The organism is Pseudomonas sp. PDM32, assembly GCF_019219225.1.
GTDB classification, from domain to species: Bacteria; Pseudomonadota; Gammaproteobacteria; order Pseudomonadales; family Pseudomonadaceae; genus Aquipseudomonas; species Aquipseudomonas laurylsulfatiphila.
On record NZ_JAHUWE010000001.1, the window covers coordinates 548,778 to 567,269 of the forward strand.

An 18,492-nucleotide genomic window follows, 5' to 3' on the forward strand; every position below is an offset into this window, starting at 1 on the left:
ATCGCAGCCTTCGGCAGCTCCTACACTAGAACGCGATCCCCTGTAGGAGCTGCCGAAGGCTGCGATCTTTTGATCTTTGCTCTTCAAACAAAAACGCCGCGATTCTCTCGCGGCGTTTTTGCATCTGTTGCCTTACCCCAGGTTCTTGCCGAGCAGTGCGTGATACAGCTCGCTGTCGCCCAGAATTCCCACCACCTTGTTGTTGTCATGCAGAACCAGCTTGTTGCCGGTCTGATAACGAATCTGCAGCGCATCGCGCATGCCGATGTTCGAGTCCACCAGGGTTGGTCGACGACCCAGGCCTTCAACGGCCTGACCCGGTATCCAGTTCTGCAAGTCCAGCGCAGACCCGTTCTGGCGAGCGCCCTTGATGGTGTTGCCTTCGGCCAGGTCCAGCCACGAATCACCGCCTGGATCCAGGCACACCGAACCATTGATGCGTTTGCAGTTGTCCAGGGTGCGCATCAGGCTGCGGCCGCACAGTACGTTCAGCGGGTTGGTGTGGGCCACGAAGGTCCGCACGTAATCGTCCGCAGGGTTGAGGACGATCTCTTCCGGTTTGCTGTACTGGATGATCCGGCCGTCTTTCATGATCGCGATACGGGAGCCCAGTTTCAGGGCTTCGTCGAGGTCGTGGCTTACGAACACGATGGTCTTGCTCAGCTTGCGTTGCAGTTCCAGCAGTTCGTCCTGCAGACCCTGGCGGATCAGCGGGTCGAGTGCCGAGAACGGTTCGTCCATCAGCAGGATGTCGGCGTCCATCGCCAGGGCACGGGCCAGGCCCACGCGTTGCTGCATACCACCGGACAGCTCGTTGGGTTTCTTGTTGCGCCACTGGGTCAGGCCCACCAGCTCAAGCTTGTCGTCCACCAGTTTGCGTCGTTCCTTCTCAGGCCGACCCTGCATTTCCAGGCCAAAGCTGATGTTCTCGCGAACGGTCAGCCAAGGCATCAGGGCGAACTTCTGGAACACCATCGCGATGCGTTTGGTACGCATCATTTTCAGCTCGGCCGGGCTGCAGGAGGCGATGTCGATCTGCTTGCCTTCGTGCTCGACGAACAACTTGCCACGGCTGACAGTGTTCAGGCCGTTTATGCAGCGCAACAGGCTGGACTTACCGGAGCCGGACAGGCCCATCAGTACGCAGATTTCACCTTTTTCGATATCCAGGCTGGCTTTTTCAACACCGACGATCTGCCCGGTCTTTTTCAGGATCTCGTTGCGGGTCATGCCCTGATCCAGCAGCTTGAGCGCCTCGCGTGGATCCCTGGAGAAGATAACGTCAACGTTCTCGAAGCGAATAATGCTCATGCGTCACCCCCTACCTTGGCGTCGGGTTGTTTGCAGATACGGTCGAGCATGATCGCCAGCAGTACGATCGCCAGGCCTGCTTCGAAGCCCAGGGCGATATCAGCAGTGTTCAGTGCGTTGACCACCGGTTTGCCCAAACCATCGGCGCCTACCAGTGCTGCGATCACCACCATCGAAAGAGACAGCATGATGCACTGGGTGATGCCTGCCGCGATGCTTGGCATGGCGTGGGGCAGTTCGATTCGCGAGAGCAGCTGACGCCGAGAGCAGCCAAAGGCCTTGCCGGCGTCCATCAGTTCTTCCGGAACATCGCGGATACCCAGGTAGGTCAGGCGAATGGGCGCGGCAATCGCGAACACCACCGTCGAAATCAGGCCCGGGACCACACCCAGACCAAAGAGGGTCAGGGTAGGAATGAGGTACACGAAGGTCGGTACGGTCTGCATCAGATCGAGTACCGGACGCATTAGAGTATAGAACATCGGCTTGTGCGCGGCGACGATGCCCAGGGGCACGCCGATGACCACGCAGACCAGGGTGGCGAACATCACCTGGGCGAGGGTTTCCATGGTTTCCTGCCAGTACCCCAGATTGAGGATCAGCAGAAAGGAGGCAACGACAAACGCGGTCAGGCCCCATTTGCGTTGAATGAAGTGTGCCAGTAGAGCGATCAGGCCGATCAGCACCAGCGGGTTGAACCAGGTCAGCGCAAACGTCACGCCGTGGATCATCGTTTCCAGTGTCACGGCGATTGCGTCGAAGGTGCTGGCGCCGTGTTGCGTCAACCATTCAACGAAGCCCGCGATGTACTGGCCTAGAGGTATTTTCTGATCAATCAGCATGGTAGTGAACGTCCGCATGCAAGGAAATAAACAGCCCGGACGGCGTGAGCCGTCCGGCATAAGCGATTACTGCAGTTTGGCTTTCACGGCCTCCAGGCCAGGTTTACCGTCAATGGTGGTCACGCCAGCGAGCCAGGTATCGAGCACCTGTGGATTCTTTTTAAGCCAGGCCTTGGCGGCCGCGTCAGGCTTCATCTTGTCGTCCAGGATGTTGCCCATCAGTTCGCTTTCCATGTCGACCGTGAACTCCAGGTTTTTCAGCAACTGACCGACGTTGCTGCATTCCTCGGCGTAGCCCTTGCGGGTGTTGGTCGCCACAGTGGCGGCGCCAAAGTCGGGGCCGAAGAAATCGTCGCCGCCGGTCAGGTATTGAATCTTGAAGCGCTTGTTCATCGGGTGCGGCGCCCAGCCCAGGAACACCACGGCGGTGTCGCGTTTCTGCGCACGGTCGACCTGCGACAGCATGCCGGCTTCGCTGGACTCGACGACCTTGAAGCCCGCGTCCTTGAGGCCGAAGGCGTTCTTGTCGATCATCGACTGGATCAGGCGGTTACCGTCGTTGCCAGGCTCGATGCCGTAGATCTTGCCGTCGAGCTCTTTCTTGAATTTGGCGATGTCGGCGAAGTCATGCAGCCCCTTGTCGTACAGCGCTTGAGGGACGGCGAGGGTGTACTTGGCGCCCTTGAGGTTGGTACGCACGGTTTCCACGGTGCCGGCATCGCGGTAGGCCTTGATGTCGTTTTCCATGGTCGGCATCCAGTTCCCCAGGAACACGTCCATGTTCTTGCCGTCGGCCAGCGACTTGTAGGTCACGGGCACGGAAATCATGGTGGTCTTGGTCTTGTAGCCGAGGGCGTTGAGCACGACGCTGGTGGTCGCGGTGGTCGCGGTGATGTCGGTCCAGCCGACATCGGAGAAGTTTACGGTATTGCATTGCGCCGGTTCTGCGGCTTGCGCCAGAACCGGCAGACTAAGCATGGCGGCCAACAACAACGACGGGGAACCTTTCATGGATGGACTCCTTGGTGTTTTTTTTGGCAGTGTTCCGACTGGACCACCGCACTTATAGGTTGCGGTTGGATGGCGTTCTGGAGACAGCTCTACCACGGCGCCTTGCAATCGAGTCGATATGATCATGTACCAGTGAAAATCTGACGCCTACAGGGCGCGTCGTATCCAGTACAGGGATGGTCGCATCCAGTGTCGGTGACGTCGTTTACAGATTTTTTCAGCCCTTTTTTCCCCTCTGAACCGCAAAAAAACGGCGAAAACACGGCGTAAAAGACACGCGGCGTTGGTGGGCATGAGTGCGTCGGTTAGAGACGTCGAACAGCAGGATAAAAGCTTGATGATGCGCTCATCTCGGCGGATTGCAGCTTCAGCGTAGCAGCTCCGTCACCGCGCGCTTTGGCGTGCGCAGTGGGCCCATTCAGGAGTTCGTCAGTCATGGCTATCAGTGTTTTCGACTTGTTCAAAATCGGCATCGGCCCTTCCAGTTCGCACACCGTGGGGCCCATGCGGGCAGCGGCGTTGTTTGTGCAGGGCTTGCGCGAGCGGGGGCTGCTGGAACAGGTGCGGCGTGTCGAAGTCCAGCTGTTTGGCTCGTTGTCGGCCACCGGCATCGGCCACGGCAGCGACAACGCGGTGATCATGGGCCTGATGGGCGAGTGGCCGGATGCGATCGATCCGTCGCAAATCGGCATCCGTATCCAGGCCCTGCGCGAAACCCATGCGCTGTTGCTCGACGGTCGCCTGTCGGTGCCGTTCGTCTGGGCTCGGGACATGCGCCTGATCGACGAAAACCTGCCGTTCCACCCCAACGCCATGACCCTGGTTGTCGAAGGCGATGACGGCGAACTGCATCGCGACACCTACTATTCGGTCGGCGGCGGTTTTGTCGTCGATGAGGCGCAAGCCTCCAGCGGTGTCGTGGATCTGGATCGCACCGTACTTCCTTATGACTTTTCCAGCGCCGCCGAGCTGTTGCAGCTGTGCAAGAAGCACAACCTGCGCGTGGCGGAATTAATGATCGCCAACGAGAAAGTCTGGCGCAGCGAAGAGGAAATCCGCAGCGGCCTGATGAAGCTCTGGCGCGCCATGCAGGATTGCGTCGAGCAGGGCCTGAAACACGAAGGCATCCTGCCCGGCGGGCTGAACGTGCGCCGCCGCGCGGCCAAGCTGCATCGTAGCCTGCAGGAACTGAATAAGCCCAACGTGATCGGCTCGACCTTGAGCGCCATGGAGTGGGTCAACCTGTTCGCCCTGGCGGTCAACGAAGAAAACGCCGCCGGCGGGCGCATGGTCACGGCACCGACCAATGGCGCGGCGGGGATCATTCCAGCGGTGCTGCACTATTTCATGAAATTCAGCGAGGCCGTGACCGACGCCAATGTCGTCGACTACTTCCTCGGTGCGGCGGCGGTGGGCATCCTGTGCAAGAAGAACGCCTCGATCTCTGGTGCCGAGGTCGGTTGCCAGGGCGAAGTCGGTTCGGCCTGCGCCATGGCGGCCGCCGGGCTGGCGGAAATCCTTGGCGCCACGCCAGAGCAACTGTGCAACGCGGCGGAGATCGGTCTTGAACACAACCTCGGCCTGACCTGCGACCCGGTGGGTGGGCTGGTCCAGGTGCCGTGCATCGAGCGCAACGCGATTGCTGCGGTGAAGGCGATCAACGCCGCGCAGATGGCGTTGCGGGGCGATGGCCAGCACTTTATTTCGCTGGACCGGGTGATCCGCACCATGCGCGATACCGGTGCCGACATGCATGACAAATATAAGGAGACATCGCGGGGTGGGTTGGCGGTCAGTGCTGTTGAATGCTGAAACCGAGTTGACCCTGTGGCGAGGGGGCTTGCCCCCGTTGGGTCGCGAAGCGGCCCTAAAACTTTTACGACTGCTTCGCAGCCGAACGGGGGCAAGCCCCCTCGCCACAGCAGACCAGTCAAAACTGCGCGCTAAGTGAACACCCGGATTAAAACGCGCCTCCTTTTAGCGCGTCGCTCACAGATAAATTGTCTTGCCACTTATCGAGGGCCAACCAGCCCTCGACCGCTCGTCACCTGTGCCTGCGGTGACACTCCTTTCCGACGCGGCGCAACGCCGTTCCCACAAGTGCTACCGAATTGCTCACCGCTCGTGAGCCGGCGCGCTTGCCAGTCCTGATGGCCATTTAAATCCCCACGCCTTGCAAGACATATATAGACACATTCCGACGTCGTTTTTAGGAGTTATTGAACGCACATTCAAAAATAGGCATGGCAATTGCTCTGTCATTACAAAGCCCGTCTCCCACGCGAGAACGATGGCAATAAAAAGAGCCTCCGCCTGAGGCCATCACCCGCTTTGTGTGAGGAGATACCGCGATGACGACGTTCAACTCCGGGGCCCAACCCCAGAACCGTGCGCCTCAATCCATCGGCTTTCTGCTGCTGGACAATTTCACGCTGATTTCTCTGGCCTCCGCAGTGGAACCCCTGCGCATGGCCAACCAGTTGTCCGGTCGCGAGCTGTATCGGTGGACTACCCTCACCGTCGATGGCGGTCAGGTCTGGGCCAGTGACGGCCTGCAGATCACCCCCGACGCCTCCATGCACAAAGCCCCGCCAATGGACACAGTCATCGTCTGCGGCGGTATCGGCATCCAGCGCACTGTGACCCGTGAACACGTGTCATGGCTGCAAAGCCAGGCTCGCCAGTCCCGCCGCCTCGGCGCGGTGTGCACCGGCAGCTGGGCCCTGGCCTGCGCCGGCCTGCTCGACGGCTTCGATTGCAGCGTGCACTGGGAATGCCTGGCAGCCATGCAGGAAGCTTTCCCGCGGGTGGCCATGAGCACCCGCCTGTTCACCCTCGACCGTAACCGTTTCACCAGCTCCGGCGGCACCGCGCCGCTGGACATGATGCTGCACCTGATCAGCCGCGATCACGGCCGTGAACTGTCGGCGGCCATTTCGGAAATGTTCGTCTACGAGCGCATCCGCAACGAGCAGGATCACCAGCGTGTGCCGCTCAAGCACATGCTCGGCACGAATCAGCCAAAACTGCAGGAAATCGTTGCGCTGATGGAAGCCAACCTCGAAGAGCCAATCGATCTCGACGAACTGGCCGTCTATGTCGCGGTATCCCGTCGTCAGCTCGAGCGCCTGTTCCAGAAATACCTGCACTGCTCGCCGTCGCGTTACTACCTCAAGCTGCGCCTGATCCGCGCCCGGCAACTGCTCAAGCAAACGCCGATGTCGATCATCGAAGTGGCATCGGTGTGCGGTTTTGTGTCCACGCCGCACTTCTCCAAGTGCTACCGCGAATACTTCGGCATTCCACCGCGTGACGAGCGTGTAGGCTCCAACACTACCCAGCAAGTGGCGATGATGCCGTTGCCGCAAGCCTTGGTGCTGTCGCCGTTGTCCGGGCCGTTGTCGGCGCTGAGCCAGGCGCGTAATGAGTCGACGTTTGCAAGCGTAAGGCTTTAAATCATTGTGGCGAGGGGGCTTGCCCCCGTTGGTCTGCGCAGCAGACCCAAAACCACTCACAGAGTCGTGTCAGTTGGAACACTGTGATTGGATTGCGACCGCTTCGCGGCCGAACGGGGGCAAGCCCCCTCGCCACAGAAAACCCCAAAAGTCCTGATAGTCTAATCTCGAAAATCAGGTGCGATGGCTCTGCTGATACTCCGCCAACGCTGGCAACAACTGCTTATCGATCGCCTGACGCACCGCTGGCAGGATCGTCGCGCTGCTGGTGTACATCTGTTTGACCATGGTCCGCAGGGTCATCGCCCGTACATCGTTCAAACCCCGTACAGCACACTCGCAGGCCTGCTCGGCGGTGGCGCCGGTGGGCACCTCGAATCCCAACGACTTGAGCTGGCCCAACAGGTCTTCCTGGTCTATCAAATCGGCGTGCATCATGACGCAATCCTTCTTCAGGGAACGGTGTCGTGGCTCGATTCTGGTAGGGCCACGCAGTAGCGGCAAGGGCGAATTGTCGCAATGGCCGCAATGGCTATGAACAGGTCGTTTTCGACTAACTTGCCGTGCGCAGGAGTGGGCACACTGGGCTCAGCTCGCTTCACGAAGGTTTGGTCACCCTCGCACGGCGGCTCCTCAACAGTACCCTCTGCCTCGATCCTGTCACGGCTTGATCGGGGCTTTTTTTGGTCGGTTGAAAAGCAAAAGATCGCAGCCTTCGGCAGCTCTGACATGGATCGTGTTTCACCTGTAGGAGCTGCCGAAGGCTGCGATCTTTTAGAAAATTAACGCTGCAACACCAGAATCCGCGACAACAACTCATCCCGGTCGACATAGCAACCCTGGAAGTGCCGCGCCCCGGTGGCGGGGTCGAAGGCGTTGCGGGCGTGCAGGGTGCGGCGGTTGTCGAAGCACCACAGCTCACCGGGATTGAGCCGCTGCATCAGGCGGAACCGGGGTTCGCGCGTCATCGCGATAAAGCGCCGGTAGGCGTGATAGAGCCTGGGCATTTGTTCCACCGAGGTGTCGAACGGTCCGCGCAAAAAGTTCGCCATGCGGATTTCCGATACCTGCCCCAACGTATCCAGGGCGATGATCGGCGCGAGGCAGCGGTAGTCGCTGTGGCGGTCCTTGTTGCGAAACTCTACGGGGATTTCGCAAAGGCTTTTGAATGACTCCGGGTCTTCTCGGCGCAGCGCATCGGCGATGGCAAAACCGTCGACAAAAATGCTTTCGCCGCCCTCTGCGTCATTGACCAGGCAATGCAGGAATTGCAGCCCCGGTTGCAACTCCCGGGTCGGCAAATCGCTGTGCAGCGGCAGGTTGAAAGCGGTGTAGGCGTTGCTGTCGGCGTCGGCTTTGGATTGCACGTTGAACAGCACGCCGAAATTGCTCTCGCGAATAAAGGAAATCCGTTGTGCGATCAGCTTCAGAGAGCCGGGCTCGGTGGGCACGCCACGAACCTGGGTCAGGCCGACATCGCGAACCGCCAGCAGCCATTGCAGCAACGCCTGCTGGTCGTTCATCAGTGCTTGATACTCGAACACCGGCAACTGCAAATCACTGTGCCAGAGCCTGGCTTTCGGCTTGCGCGCCAGGCGTTCGGCGCGGGATTCATCGTCATAGGCGTGGGCGCGCAGCCAGCCGGGATCGAAGCGGCTGGCGTGGCCATCCTGCCAATCCACCGACAGGCAACCATCGGTGTCGATGTGTACGGCATCAGGCATCAGGTCTTGAGCCACATCGACGATTTCCAGCACTTGCTCGCGGGTCACGGTGTAGACGCACTGCGGGCACGGGCAGTTATCCCGCAGCCATTGATGGTGGAAAGGGCTGACGCGAGCGTCGGCCCACTTCACCAGAATCCGGTCCGCCAGTGTCTGCACGCCAGTCAGTGCGCTGATCAACGGATAGGTACGAAAGTCGGCAAATGCAGCGGCGGTGTTCATGGCGATCTCCTTGTTATTTTTTTGGGGGTAATGCGATCACTCGGCCAATGTACCCGGGCGTTGGCAGGTCCGCCTGTTCGGCGACGATGGCTTGCAGCCGATTCAAGGACTGTTCGCTGAACGGGGCCGAGCGCGGTCCGGCGAGATCCACGTGCAGCAGCATCTGCTCGTTGCCTGCAAGTTCCTGGGCATCACCGACCAGATGCAGGCTGTGATAGAGGTGCAGGCGTTTGCTGTCGTGGGCAATGATTTGGGTGTGCACTTCGACTTGGGCGTCGAGTTTCACTTCGTGCAGGTAGTTGAGGTGCAGCTCAAGAGTGAACAACGAGTTGCCGCTGGCTTCCCGACTGTTGCTGTCCAAGCCCAGGCGATCCATCAGGGCATCGGTGGCGTAGCTGAAAATCAGCAGGTAGAAGGCGTCGCGCAGGTGGCCGTTGTAGTCGACCCAGTCGGGGATGATGGTGGTTTGGTAAGTGGTGAGGGTGGGCATGGTTCAGGTTCCGATAATAGTGGTGACTGGGTTACCGCTTTCGCGAGCAAGCCCGCTCCCACATTGGAATGCGTCCCCCTGTGGGAGCGGGCTTGCTCGTGAAGGGGCCAGACCTGCTGGCCTATCAACTTACGTCTACTCGCTGAAGGCCATCCCATGCTTCTCTTTGGTGGTCTTCACCGCCTCCAGCACTGCCAGCAGGCAGTCATCACGATAGCGCTCCAGTGCCGAAATGCTGTGTTTACCCAGTTGATCGCTGGTGCCGTCGACCACGTCGTCGATCAGTTTGTCGGTCAGTTCCGGTGCCGGCAGGTAAGTCCATGGCAACTGCAGCGCCGGGCCGAACTGCGCCATGAAGTGACGCATGCCGGCATCACCACCGGCCAGGGTGTAGGTCAGGAAGGTGCCCATGAACGACCAGCGCAAGCCTGCGCCGAAACGGATCGCATCGTCGATTTCACCGGTAGTCGCCACGCCGTCGTTGACCAGGTGCAGCGCCTCACGCCACAGCGCTTCGAGCAGGCGGTCGGCAATGAACCCCGGCACTTCCTTGCGCACGTGCAACGGGCGCATGCCTAGAGACTCATAGACTTTCATCGCCGCTTGCACGGCTTCGGGCGCGGTGTTTTTACCGCCGACCACTTCGACCAGCGGCAGCAGGTAAACCGGGTTGAACGGGTGACCGACCACGCAGCGCTCCGGGTGGGTGGCACTCTCGTAGAACTCGCTCGGCAGCAGGCCAGAGGTGCTGGAGCCGATCAACGCATTGGGCTTGGCCGCTGCGCTGATTTTGCTGTGCAGTTTCAGTTTCAGCTCAAGGCGTTCCGGGGCACTTTCCTGGATGAAGTCAGCGTCGCGAACGCATTCTTCGATGGTTGCAACAAAGCGCAGGCGATCCTGCGATGCACCGGGCGCCAGTCCTTGTTTCTCCAGTGCGCCCCAGGCGTTGGCGACGCGTTTGCGCAGGGCAGCTTCAGCGCCTGGTGCCGGGTCCCAGGCCACGACGTCCAGGCCATGGGCGAGCGCGCGGGACACCCAGCCGCTGCCGATGACACCGCTGCCCAGGGCGGCGAAGGTTTTGATTTCGGTAATAAAGCTCATGGTCACGTCCTAAAGAGTTCAAAAAAACCTGTGGGAGCGGGCTTTTGTGGCGAGGGGGCTTGCCCCCGTTGGGTCGCGAAGCGGCCCTAAAACCAGCAACTGCGGTGTTTCAGACACACCAAGCTCAATGGTTTACGACTGCTTCGCAGCCGAACGGGGGCAAGCCCCCTCGCCACAAAAGCCCGCTCCCACAGGGTTGGGTGTAAGTTCTATTAACCGCGCTGGGTCAGGCCCATTTTTTTGCGGCCTTCAGCGGGGGTGAGCACGCGGGCACCGAGGCGGCTGAGGATTTCCGTGGCGCGTTCGACCAGTTGGCCGTTGGTCGCCAGCACGCCCTTGTCCAGCCACAGGTTGTCTTCCAGCCCGACTCGCACGTTGCCGCCGAGCAACACCGCTTGTGCCGCCATCGGCATCTGCATGCGACCGATACCGAAGCCGGCCCAGACCGCGTCGGCGGGCAGGTTGTCGACCATGGCCTTCATGGTGGTGGTGTCCGCCGGCGCGCCCCACGGGATGCCCAGGCACAGCTGGAACAACGGGTTGTCGAGCAGGCCTTCCTTGATCATCTGCTTGGCGAACCACAGGTGGCCGGTGTCGAAGATTTCCAGCTCGGCCTTCACGCCCAGCTCTTGAATGCGTTTGGCGCCAGCGCGCAGCTGGGCCGGGGTGGAGACGTAGATGGTGTCGCCGTCACCGAAGTTCAGGGTGCCGCAATCGAGGGTGCAGATTTCCGGCAGCAGTTCTTCGACGTGGGCCAGGCGGGTCAGCGGGCCGACCAGATCGGTGTTCGGGCCGAATTCCATCGGACTTTCGCCGGCACCGATTTCCAGGTCGCCGCCCATGCCGGCAGTGAGGTTGACGATGATGTCCACGTCCGCCTCGCGGATACGCTCCATCACCTCGCGATACAGCGCCACATCACGGCTGAACTTGCCGGTTTGCGGGTCGCGAACATGGCAGTGAACCACGGTGGCACCGGCCTTGGCGGCTTCCACGGCGGCAGCCGCGATCTGTTTTGGGGTGACCGGCACGTGTGGGCTCTTGCTGGTCGTGTCGCCAGCACCGGTGAGTGCGCAGGTGATGATGACGTCGTGGTTCATTGGGCGGTTCCTTACAGGCGAGTTTTTGGTTTTGGCCAGGCGTGGTGGTCCCGTTCGCAGCCCCTTGGGGCTGCGAGACGGTGGTGGGTTCGGGTTTATTTACTGGTCAGTTGCAGGTTTTCAGCGGCTGGTTTGCCATCGAAGGTGGTGACGCCTTCAAGCCAGCGTTTTTTGTCCTGCGGGTGATCCTTGAGCCATTGTTTGGCCGACTCGAAAGCGTCCTTGTGATCCAGCAGTGGCTGCATCATCCGGCTCTCGTCCTCGGCGGTGAACGTCAGGTTGCTCAGCAGGCGACCGATGTTCGGGCATTGCTCGGCGTAGGTCGGCGCGGTGACGGTCCACACGGTTGCCTTGCCTTCGTTCGGGCCGAGGGCGTCGTCGCTGCCGGTGAGGTAGGTCATTTTCACGTTGACGTTCATCGGGTGCGGCGCCCAGCCGAAGAACACCACGGCTTCGTTGCGACGCACGGCGCGGTCCACCGCCGCGAGCATGCCGGCTTCGCTGGACTCGACCAGCTGGAACTTGCCGAGGCCGAACTGGTTCTTGGAGATCATCGCCTTGATCTGGGTGTTGGCGCCCGAGCCCGGCTCGATGCCGTAGATCTTGCCGCCCAGTTCTTTTTCGAATTTGGCGATGTCAGCGAAGGTTTTCAGGCCCTTGTCGGCGAGGTAGGTCGGCACGGCGAGGGTCGCGCGGGCGTCTTGCAGGCTTGGCGCTTCAAGCACCTTGACCTGCTTGGCATCGACGAAGGGGGTGATGGTCTGGGTCATCAGCGGGTTCCAGTAGCCGAGGAACAGGTCCAGACGCTGGTCGCGGATCCCGGCGAAGATGATTTGCTGGGAGGCGCTGGTTTGTTTGGTGCTGTAGCCGAGGCCATCGAGCAATACCTGGGTCATGGCACTGGTGGCGATCACGTCGGTCCAGTTCACTACACCCATGCGCACGTTCTGGCATGCGGCGGGTTCGGCGGCCATGACACTGGCGCTCAGTAACGCGGTACCACTGAGTGCAAGAACACAGCTGCTGATCAGTCGTTTCATTCTCAGGTTCCTCGGCAGTTCGTTTATTGTGAGTTCCGGTGTCTGATGCGCCGGTGATGCCAAGTTACGCAGCAAAGCACCGATGAAGGCGCACTGCGGCGACCAGCTCTTGCACTGCAGCGACCTGTGCTCTTGAAAGCCGCTTGCAACTGGCGTATCAACATCCCTACGCTGCCCGCCCTCTCGTTACCTGGCCTCTTGTTACCTGCTAAGCGAGTGCGCTCCATGTCCCAGGATTTCTACTTCTTGTTGATGCCGGGTTTCTCGGCCATCGGATTTATCTCGGCCATCGAGCCGTTGCGGGTTGCCAATCGCTTTCGTGGCGAACTCTATCGCTGGCATGTGTTGAGCGCGGATGGGGGGGCGGTGCTGGCCAGTAACGGTATGTCGGTCAACGCCGATGCGGCGCTGGAACCGCTGAAGAAGGGCGCGACCTTGTTGGTGGTCGCCGGCTTCGAACCGCTGAAATTCGCCACCCCGGCACTTGAGCATTGGTTGCGCCGACTGGACAACGAAGGCGTGACCCTCGGCGCCATCGACACCGGCAGCTTCATCCTCGCCGAGGCAGGCCTGCTCGACGGCCATCGCCTGACCCTGCACTGGGAAGCCATCGACGCCTTCAAGGAGTCTTATCCACAGCTCAGCGTCACCCAGGAATTGTTCGAGATCGACCGCCGGCGCATCACTTCCGCTGGTGGCACGGCCTCCATCGATTTAATGCTGGATTTGATCGCCCAGGCCCATGGCCCGGAACTGGCGATCCAGGTCAGCGAACAATTCGTGCTCGGCCGCATCCGCCCGCGCAAAGACCACCAACGCATGGAGGTCGCCACGCGCTACGGCATCAGCAACAAGAAGCTGGTGCATGTGATCGGTGAGATGGAACAGCACAGCGAACCGCCGCTCAGTACGCTGGAACTGGCGGAATCGATCAAGGTGACGCGGCGGCAGTTGGAGCGGTTGTTTCGGTTGCACCTGAACGACACGCCGAGCAATTTCTATTTGCGCTTACGCTTGGAAAAAGCGCGGCAGTTGCTGCGGCAGACCGACATGAGCGTGCTGGAGGTGAGCATTGCCTGCGGGTTTGAGTCGCCGTCGTATTTCACCCGCAGTTATCGGGCGAAATATGAGCGGTGCCCGCGGGAGGATCGACGTACCGCTAAAGCGTAAAATCAAAAGATCGCAGCCTTCGGCAGCTCCTACATGGATTCCCTCTGTAGGAGCTGCCGAAGGCTGCGATCTTTAGATATTGGCGGTATTACTTCTTCAACAGCGCCGAACAAGCCGCTTTAAACGCTTCATGCTGATACTTGTTCAGCGTATCCGGCAGCTCGACATTGAATTTCTTGCACTGCGCCGTGATGGTCTGCGGCGACAGCAGCGTCACTTCGCAATTCTCCAGCAACTGGAAAACCCCTTCGATCTTGAACGTGGTCGGACCACCGGCGAATTCGCCCTTTTTGCTGCGCTTCTTGATTGCGATACGGTCGATGGAGTTTTCGCGCACAAACGAAGCGACCTGGGCTGCGAACACTTTGACGTTGGCGGCTTCGTCGTCATCGTCCAGGGCAATTTTCTTGGTGGCGAGCGCGAGATGGCTCAGCGCCTGACCGTCCAGCGTGGCCACGGCGATGATCGCTTCGCTGCCTTTGATTTCGATGCCGCAGACTTTCATGTTCAATCCCATTGGTGATAGAGGTGAGCAGCTTACAGTTCAAGCTGACTGGCGCACGAATCACTCCTGCCCAATCGACTCCAAAAACTCCGACCGCTCATCACTCATCCGCGCAATGCAGTCGTTCTGGGCAATGGTGAACGCCTTGCTGCCACCGGTGGCGGGGAAGGCTTCGACGGCGCAGTCGGCATCGCGGGTCTTCAGCCATTGCTGTTGGGCAGCCTTGAGCTTGGCGGTGATGTCGGCCAGTTGCGACGGGTTTTTGCCGTATTGCGACTGCATGCGGTCGGTCAGGCCCTGGAGGTTTTCCTTGAGCAGGTCTTCGGCGGTGGTTTTGCTGAAGGCCGAGCACTCGAGGGTCTGGACGTCGTTTTCGACTTTATCGCACGGGTTGTCGTCGGACTCCTCCGCTGCGTGTACGCCGGTCGCAATCAGTGCCAAAGCCAGAAGGATGGATTTCATTCAGGTCGCCGCTCTATTCCAGTGATGCAGCGAATTCTGGCCCAAGCCGAAGGCCTTGAACAGGTCGCTGATTGTGCCTGGCGACGACCCTTTGTCGCGGATTGACGCTTTCGGCAAACCCCCTGTCGTTTTTGCACCCGGTCGCCGAGGCACCGAGGCATATGCTGGCCCCAAAGCGCCGGCAGACGATTCGGCGCATGAATCGCTAATAAGGGGACAGCCTGATGAGCCCAGCCGAATTGCACGCCGACAGCATCGTTATCGACGGGCTGATTATTGCCAAGTGGAACCGTGAACTGTTCGAAGACATGCGCAAGGGCGGTTTGACCGCAGCCAACTGCACCGTGTCGGTGTGGGAGGGCTTTCAGGCCACCGTCAACAACATTGCCGCGAGCCAGAAGCTGATCCGCGAGAACAGCGACCTGGTGATGCCGGTGCGTACCACCGCCGACATCCGCAAGGCCAAGGAGCAGGGCAAGACCGGCATCCTTTTCGGCTTCCAGAACGCCCATGCCTATGAAGACCAGATCGGCTATGTCGAGGTGTTCAAGCAGCTCGGCGTGGGCATTGTGCAGATGTGCTACAACACCCAGAACCTGGTGGGCACCGGTTGCTACGAGCGTGATGGCGGCCTGTCGGGCTTCGGTCGCGAAATCGTCGCCGAGATGAACCGCGTTGGCGTGATGTGCGACCTGTCTCACGTTGGCTCCAAGACTTCCGAAGAAGTCATCCTTGAGTCGAAAAAGCCGGTTTGCTACTCCCACTGCCTGCCGTCGGGGCTCAAGGAGCACCCACGCAACAAGTCCGATGAAGAACTCAAGTTCATTGCCGACCACGGCGGCTTTGTCGGCGTCACCATGTTCGCGCCATTCCTCGCCAAGGGTATCGACTCGACCATCGACGACTACGCCGAAGCCATCGAGTACGTGATGAACATCGTCGGCGAAGACGCCATCGGCATCGGCACCGACTTCACCCAGGGCCATGGCCAGGACTTCTTCGAATACCTGACCCACGACAAGGGCTACGCCCGCCGCCTGACCAGCTTCGGCAAGATCATCAACCCGCTGGGCATCCGCACCGTGGGCGAGTTCCCGAACCTGACCGAAACCCTGCTCAAGCGCGGCCACTCCGAGCGAGTGGTGCGCAAGATCATGGGCGAAAACTGGGTAAGCGTCCTCAAGGACGTCTGGGGCGAGTAAGCCACTGCACCTCTGAATCCTTTCCCCCGGCCGCCCGCGCCGGGGGCAACACCAAAATTTTTCTGGAGTTAAGTTTCCATGGCCAAGATCGCCCCGCAATTGCCAATCGAAGTCGACAGCGAGACCGGTGTCTGGACGTCCGACGCCCTGCCGATGCTGTATGTGCCACGGCATTTCTTCGTCAACAACCACATGGGCATCGAGGAAGTGCTGGGCGCTGAAGCCTATGCTGAAATTCTCTACAAGGCCGGCTACAAGTCCGCCTGGCACTGGTGTGAAAAAGAAGCCGAATGCCATGGCCTGGAAGGCGTCGCGGTGTTCGAGCACTACATGAAGCGCCTGTCGCAGCGTGGCTGGGGCCTGTTCAAGATCCAGGACATCGACCTCGACAAAGGCACCGCCAGTGTCAAGCTCGAGCATTCGGCGTTCGTCTATGTGTACGGCAAGGTCGGGCGCAAGGTCGACTACATGTTCACTGGCTGGTTTGCCGGCGCGATGGACCAGATCCTCGCCGCTCGCGGCAGCAAGATCCGCACCGTGGCCGAGCAAGTCTACGGTGGCTCCGAAGAGGGCCACGAAGACGGCTTGTTCATCGTCAAGCCGTTGTAAGTCGAGGAACCCGCCATGGCTTTCGAAGCAATGTTCCAGCCGATCCAGATCGGCAAACTGACCATCCGTAACCGCGTGCTCAGCACCGCGCACGCCGAGGTTTATGCCACCGACGGCGGCATGACCACCGATCGGTACGTCAAGTATTACGAAGAGAAAGCCAAGGGCGGGATCGGCCTGGCGATTTGCGGCGGCTCGTCCGTGGTGGCTATCGACAGCCCGCAGGAATGGTGGAGTTCGGTGAACCTGTCCACCGACCGCATCATTCCGCACTTCCAGAATCTGGCCGATGCCATGCATAAGCACGGCGCCAAGATCATGATCCAGATTACCCACATGGGCCGTCGTTCGCGTTGGGACGGCTTCAACTGGCCGACGCTGATGTCGCCGTCGGGTGTGCGCGAGCCGGTGCACCGTGCCACTTGCAAAACCATCGAGCCGGAAGAAATCTGGCGGGTAATCGGTAACTACGCTCAAGCAGCTCGCCGTGCCAAGGCCGGTGGCCTGGACGGTGTTGAACTGTCGGCGGTGCACCAGCACATGATCGACCAGTTCTGGAGCCCGCGGGTCAACAAGCGTACCGACGAATGGGGCGGCACCTTCGAAGGCCGGATGAAGTTCGGTCTGGAAGTCTTGAAAGCCGTACGCGCCGAGGTCGGTGACGATTTCTGCGTGGGCATGCGCATCTGTGGTGACGAGTTCCACCCGGACGGCCTGTCCCACGAAGACATGAAGCAGATCGCCAAGTATTACGACGATACCGGCATGCTCGACTTCATCGGCGTCGTGGGTTCGGGTTGCGACACCCACAACACCCTGGCCAACGTGATTCCGAACATGAGTTATCCGCCGGAGCCGTTCCTGCACCTGGCGGCCGGCATCAAGGAAGTGGTCAAGGTTCCAGTGCTGCACGCGCAGAACATCAAGGACCCGAACCAGGCCACCCGTATCCTGGAAGGCGGTTACGTCGACATGGTCGGCATGACTCGCGCGCACATCGCCGACCCGCACCTGATCGCCAAGATCAAGATGGGCCAGATCGACCAGATCAAGCAATGCGTCGGTGCCAACTACTGCATCGACCGTCAGTATCAGGGCCTGGATGTGCTGTGCATTCAGAACGCCGCGACTTCTCGTGAATACATGGGCCTGCCGCACATCATCGAAAAAACCACTGGCGTGAAACGCAAGGTGGTGGTGGTCGGTGCCGGTCCTGCCGGGATGGAGGCCGCCCGCGTGGCCGCCGAGCGTGGCCACGACGTGACCCTGTTCGAGAAAAAGGAATTCATCGGCGGGCAGATCACCACCGCATCGAAAGCCCCGCAACGGGACCAGATCGCCGGTATCACCCGCTGGTATCAACTGGAACTGGCACGGTTGAAAGTCGACCTGCGCCTGGGTACCGCGGCTGACGCGCCAACCATCATGGACCTGCGTCCGGACGTGGTAGTGCTGGCTGTCGGCGGTCATCCGTTCATCGAACAGAACGAACACTGGGGCGCGGCTGAAGGCCTGGTGGTCAGCAGCTGGGACATCCTCGATGGCAAGGTTGCACCGGGCAAGAACGTGCTGGTCTACGACACCATTTGCGAATTCACCGGCATGTCGACCGCTGACTTCATCGCGGACAAGGGCAGCCAGGTAGAGATTGTCACCGACGACATCAAGCCGGGCGTGGCCATCGGGGGTACATCGTTCCCGACGTACTACCGCAGCATGTACCCGAAAGAAGTGATCATGACCGGCGACATGATGCTGGAGAAGGTCTACCGCGAAGGCGACAAGCTGGTGGCGGTACTGGAAAACGAATACACCGGTGCCAAAGAGGAGCGGGTGGTTGACCAGGTGGTCGTGGAAAACGGCGTGCGTCCGGACGAAGAAATCTACTACGCGCTGAAGGAAGGCTCGCGCAACAAAGGCCAGATCGACGTCGAAGCCTTGTTCGCGATCAAGCCGCAACCTTGCCTGGAACAGAGCGGCGACGGCTACCTGCTGTTCCGCATCGGCGACTGCGTGGCCCAGCGTAACGTACACGCGGCGATCTATGACGCGCTGCGGTTGTGCAAGGATTTCTAAGAGCTTGTTGATAACCCTTGTAGGAGCGAGCCTGCTCGCGATGGTCGTGAACGATGACGCGGGGAGTCTGACTTAGCGCGACGTTCTCAGGTTTTTCGCGAGCAAGCTCGCTCCTACAAGGAATCGGGCAAGGCATCCAGGTAGTTTGGCCTGCAAGACCCTACGGTCTTTG

Annotated in this window: 17 protein-coding genes; 6 read left to right on the plus strand and 11 right to left on the minus strand. The window is 60.2% G+C overall.

The window, feature by feature from the left end:
* Nucleotides 1–132: 132 nt before the first annotated feature.
* The 3 genes from choV to KW846_RS02575 form a co-directional block, all read right to left on the minus strand.
* Entirely contained in the window at nt 133–1,311 is a 1,179-nt protein-coding gene (gene choV / locus KW846_RS02565) for a choline ABC transporter ATP-binding protein (RefSeq protein WP_218481211.1), read from the minus strand.
* On the minus strand, nt 1,308–2,153 hold the full coding sequence (choW, locus tag KW846_RS02570) for a choline ABC transporter permease subunit (RefSeq protein ID WP_104450084.1): 846 nt from the start codon (nt 2,151–2,153) through the stop codon (nt 1,308–1,310). The genes choV and choW overlap by 4 nt, the downstream gene beginning before the upstream one ends.
* Before the next feature lie 66 nt (nt 2,154–2,219).
* Nucleotides 2,220–3,164 carry a choline ABC transporter substrate-binding protein gene (locus KW846_RS02575; protein ID WP_218481212.1) on the minus strand — a complete coding sequence of 315 codons (945 nt, stop codon included), beginning with the start codon at nt 3,162–3,164 and terminating at the stop codon, nt 2,220–2,222.
* 435 nt (nt 3,165–3,599) lie between these two features.
* On the opposite strand from KW846_RS02575, the gene KW846_RS02580 reads away from it, so the two are divergent.
* Nucleotides 3,600–4,976 carry an L-serine ammonia-lyase gene (locus KW846_RS02580; protein ID WP_218481213.1) on the plus strand — a complete coding sequence of 459 codons (1,377 nt, stop codon included), beginning with the start codon at nt 3,600–3,602 and terminating at the stop codon, nt 4,974–4,976.
* 539 nt (nt 4,977–5,515) lie between these two features.
* Nucleotides 5,516–6,619 (plus strand): GlxA family transcriptional regulator, encoded by a 1,104-nt coding sequence (locus KW846_RS02585; protein WP_007975492.1) that lies wholly within the window; start codon nt 5,516–5,518, stop codon nt 6,617–6,619.
* Between the two features lie 174 nt (nt 6,620–6,793).
* Here the strand turns inward: KW846_RS02585 and KW846_RS02590 are convergent, their stop codons facing one another.
* The 6 genes from KW846_RS02590 to KW846_RS02615 form a co-directional block, all read right to left on the minus strand.
* Nucleotides 6,794–7,057 carry a hypothetical protein gene (locus KW846_RS02590; protein WP_218481214.1) on the minus strand — a complete coding sequence of 88 codons (264 nt, stop codon included), beginning with the start codon at nt 7,055–7,057 and terminating at the stop codon, nt 6,794–6,796.
* Nucleotides 7,058–7,401: 344 nt separating this feature from the next.
* Entirely contained in the window at nt 7,402–8,565 is a 1,164-nt protein-coding gene (locus KW846_RS02595; RefSeq protein ID WP_218481215.1) for a gamma-butyrobetaine dioxygenase, read from the minus strand.
* A gap of 13 nt (nt 8,566–8,578) precedes the next feature.
* Nucleotides 8,579–9,055, minus strand: coding sequence for a thioesterase family protein (locus KW846_RS02600; protein ID WP_218481216.1), 477 nt, complete (start codon nt 9,053–9,055; stop codon nt 8,579–8,581).
* A 135-nt stretch (nt 9,056–9,190) separates the two neighbouring features.
* Entirely contained in the window at nt 9,191–10,156 is a 966-nt protein-coding gene (locus KW846_RS02605) for an L-carnitine dehydrogenase (RefSeq protein WP_218481217.1), read from the minus strand.
* Nucleotides 10,157–10,368: 212 nt separating this feature from the next.
* The gene (locus KW846_RS02610) at nt 10,369–11,256 is read right to left on the minus strand and encodes a 3-keto-5-aminohexanoate cleavage protein (RefSeq protein ID WP_218473367.1); all 888 of its coding nucleotides are present in this window, start codon (nt 11,254–11,256) and stop codon (nt 10,369–10,371) included.
* A gap of 95 nt (nt 11,257–11,351) precedes the next feature.
* Entirely contained in the window at nt 11,352–12,296 is a 945-nt protein-coding gene (locus KW846_RS02615) for a choline ABC transporter substrate-binding protein (RefSeq protein WP_104450077.1), read from the minus strand.
* A gap of 225 nt (nt 12,297–12,521) precedes the next feature.
* Between KW846_RS02615 and KW846_RS02620 the strand changes: the two genes are divergently transcribed.
* A complete protein-coding gene (locus tag KW846_RS02620; RefSeq protein WP_085716447.1) occupies nt 12,522–13,466 on the plus strand; it encodes a GlxA family transcriptional regulator in 945 nt (314 codons plus the stop codon).
* Between the two features lie 88 nt (nt 13,467–13,554).
* Here KW846_RS02620 and KW846_RS02625 read toward each other — a convergent pair whose 3' ends face one another.
* Nucleotides 13,555–13,971 carry a DUF3010 family protein gene (locus tag KW846_RS02625; RefSeq protein ID WP_218481218.1) on the minus strand — a complete coding sequence of 139 codons (417 nt, stop codon included), beginning with the start codon at nt 13,969–13,971 and terminating at the stop codon, nt 13,555–13,557.
* A 60-nt stretch (nt 13,972–14,031) separates the two neighbouring features.
* Nucleotides 14,032–14,433 (minus strand): lysozyme inhibitor LprI family protein, encoded by a 402-nt coding sequence (locus KW846_RS02630; RefSeq protein ID WP_218481219.1) that lies wholly within the window; start codon nt 14,431–14,433, stop codon nt 14,032–14,034.
* 224 nt (nt 14,434–14,657) lie between these two features.
* On the opposite strand from KW846_RS02630, the gene KW846_RS02635 reads away from it, so the two are divergent.
* The 3 genes from KW846_RS02635 (at nt 14,658) to dgcA (ending at nt 18,320) form a co-directional block, all read left to right on the plus strand.
* Nucleotides 14,658–15,635, plus strand: a complete 978-nt coding sequence (locus tag KW846_RS02635) for a dipeptidase (protein ID WP_007975504.1) — start codon at nt 14,658–14,660, stop codon at nt 15,633–15,635.
* A 78-nt stretch (nt 15,636–15,713) separates the two neighbouring features.
* On the plus strand, nt 15,714–16,244 hold the full coding sequence (locus KW846_RS02640) for a DUF5943 domain-containing protein (protein ID WP_007975505.1): 531 nt from the start codon (nt 15,714–15,716) through the stop codon (nt 16,242–16,244).
* A 15-nt stretch (nt 16,245–16,259) separates the two neighbouring features.
* The gene (gene dgcA, locus KW846_RS02645; RefSeq protein ID WP_007975506.1) at nt 16,260–18,320 is read left to right on the plus strand and encodes a dimethylglycine demethylation protein DgcA; all 2,061 of its coding nucleotides are present in this window, start codon (nt 16,260–16,262) and stop codon (nt 18,318–18,320) included.
* The last annotated feature ends 172 nt before the right edge of the window (nt 18,321–18,492 follow it).

What these genes read in the sequence shown, in the direction of transcription:
- choV (WP_218481211.1), bottom strand. Translation starts at nt 1,311, where the DNA reads ATGAGCATTATTCGCTTCGAGAACGTTGACGTTATCTTCTCCAGGGAT.
- choW (WP_104450084.1), bottom strand. Translation starts at nt 2,153, where the DNA reads ATGCTGATTGATCAGAAAATACCTCTAGGCCAGTACATCGCGGGCTTC.
- KW846_RS02575 (WP_218481212.1), bottom strand. Translation starts at nt 3,164, where the DNA reads ATGAAAGGTTCCCCGTCGTTGTTGTTGGCCGCCATGCTTAGTCTGCCG.
- KW846_RS02580 (WP_218481213.1), top strand. Translation starts at nt 3,600, where the DNA reads ATGGCTATCAGTGTTTTCGACTTGTTCAAAATCGGCATCGGCCCTTCC.
- KW846_RS02585 (WP_007975492.1), top strand. Translation starts at nt 5,516, where the DNA reads ATGACGACGTTCAACTCCGGGGCCCAACCCCAGAACCGTGCGCCTCAA.
- KW846_RS02590 (WP_218481214.1), bottom strand. Translation starts at nt 7,057, where the DNA reads ATGATGCACGCCGATTTGATAGACCAGGAAGACCTGTTGGGCCAGCTC.
- KW846_RS02595 (WP_218481215.1), bottom strand. Translation starts at nt 8,565, where the DNA reads ATGAACACCGCCGCTGCATTTGCCGACTTTCGTACCTATCCGTTGATC.
- KW846_RS02600 (WP_218481216.1), bottom strand. Translation starts at nt 9,055, where the DNA reads ATGCCCACCCTCACCACTTACCAAACCACCATCATCCCCGACTGGGTC.
- KW846_RS02605 (WP_218481217.1), bottom strand. Translation starts at nt 10,156, where the DNA reads ATGAGCTTTATTACCGAAATCAAAACCTTCGCCGCCCTGGGCAGCGGT.
- KW846_RS02610 (WP_218473367.1), bottom strand. Translation starts at nt 11,256, where the DNA reads ATGAACCACGACGTCATCATCACCTGCGCACTCACCGGTGCTGGCGAC.
- KW846_RS02615 (WP_104450077.1), bottom strand. Translation starts at nt 12,296, where the DNA reads ATGAAACGACTGATCAGCAGCTGTGTTCTTGCACTCAGTGGTACCGCG.
- KW846_RS02620 (WP_085716447.1), top strand. Translation starts at nt 12,522, where the DNA reads ATGTCCCAGGATTTCTACTTCTTGTTGATGCCGGGTTTCTCGGCCATC.
- KW846_RS02625 (WP_218481218.1), bottom strand. Translation starts at nt 13,971, where the DNA reads ATGAAAGTCTGCGGCATCGAAATCAAAGGCAGCGAAGCGATCATCGCC.
- KW846_RS02630 (WP_218481219.1), bottom strand. Translation starts at nt 14,433, where the DNA reads ATGAAATCCATCCTTCTGGCTTTGGCACTGATTGCGACCGGCGTACAC.
- KW846_RS02635 (WP_007975504.1), top strand. Translation starts at nt 14,658, where the DNA reads ATGAGCCCAGCCGAATTGCACGCCGACAGCATCGTTATCGACGGGCTG.
- KW846_RS02640 (WP_007975505.1), top strand. Translation starts at nt 15,714, where the DNA reads ATGGCCAAGATCGCCCCGCAATTGCCAATCGAAGTCGACAGCGAGACC.
- dgcA (WP_007975506.1), top strand. Translation starts at nt 16,260, where the DNA reads ATGGCTTTCGAAGCAATGTTCCAGCCGATCCAGATCGGCAAACTGACC.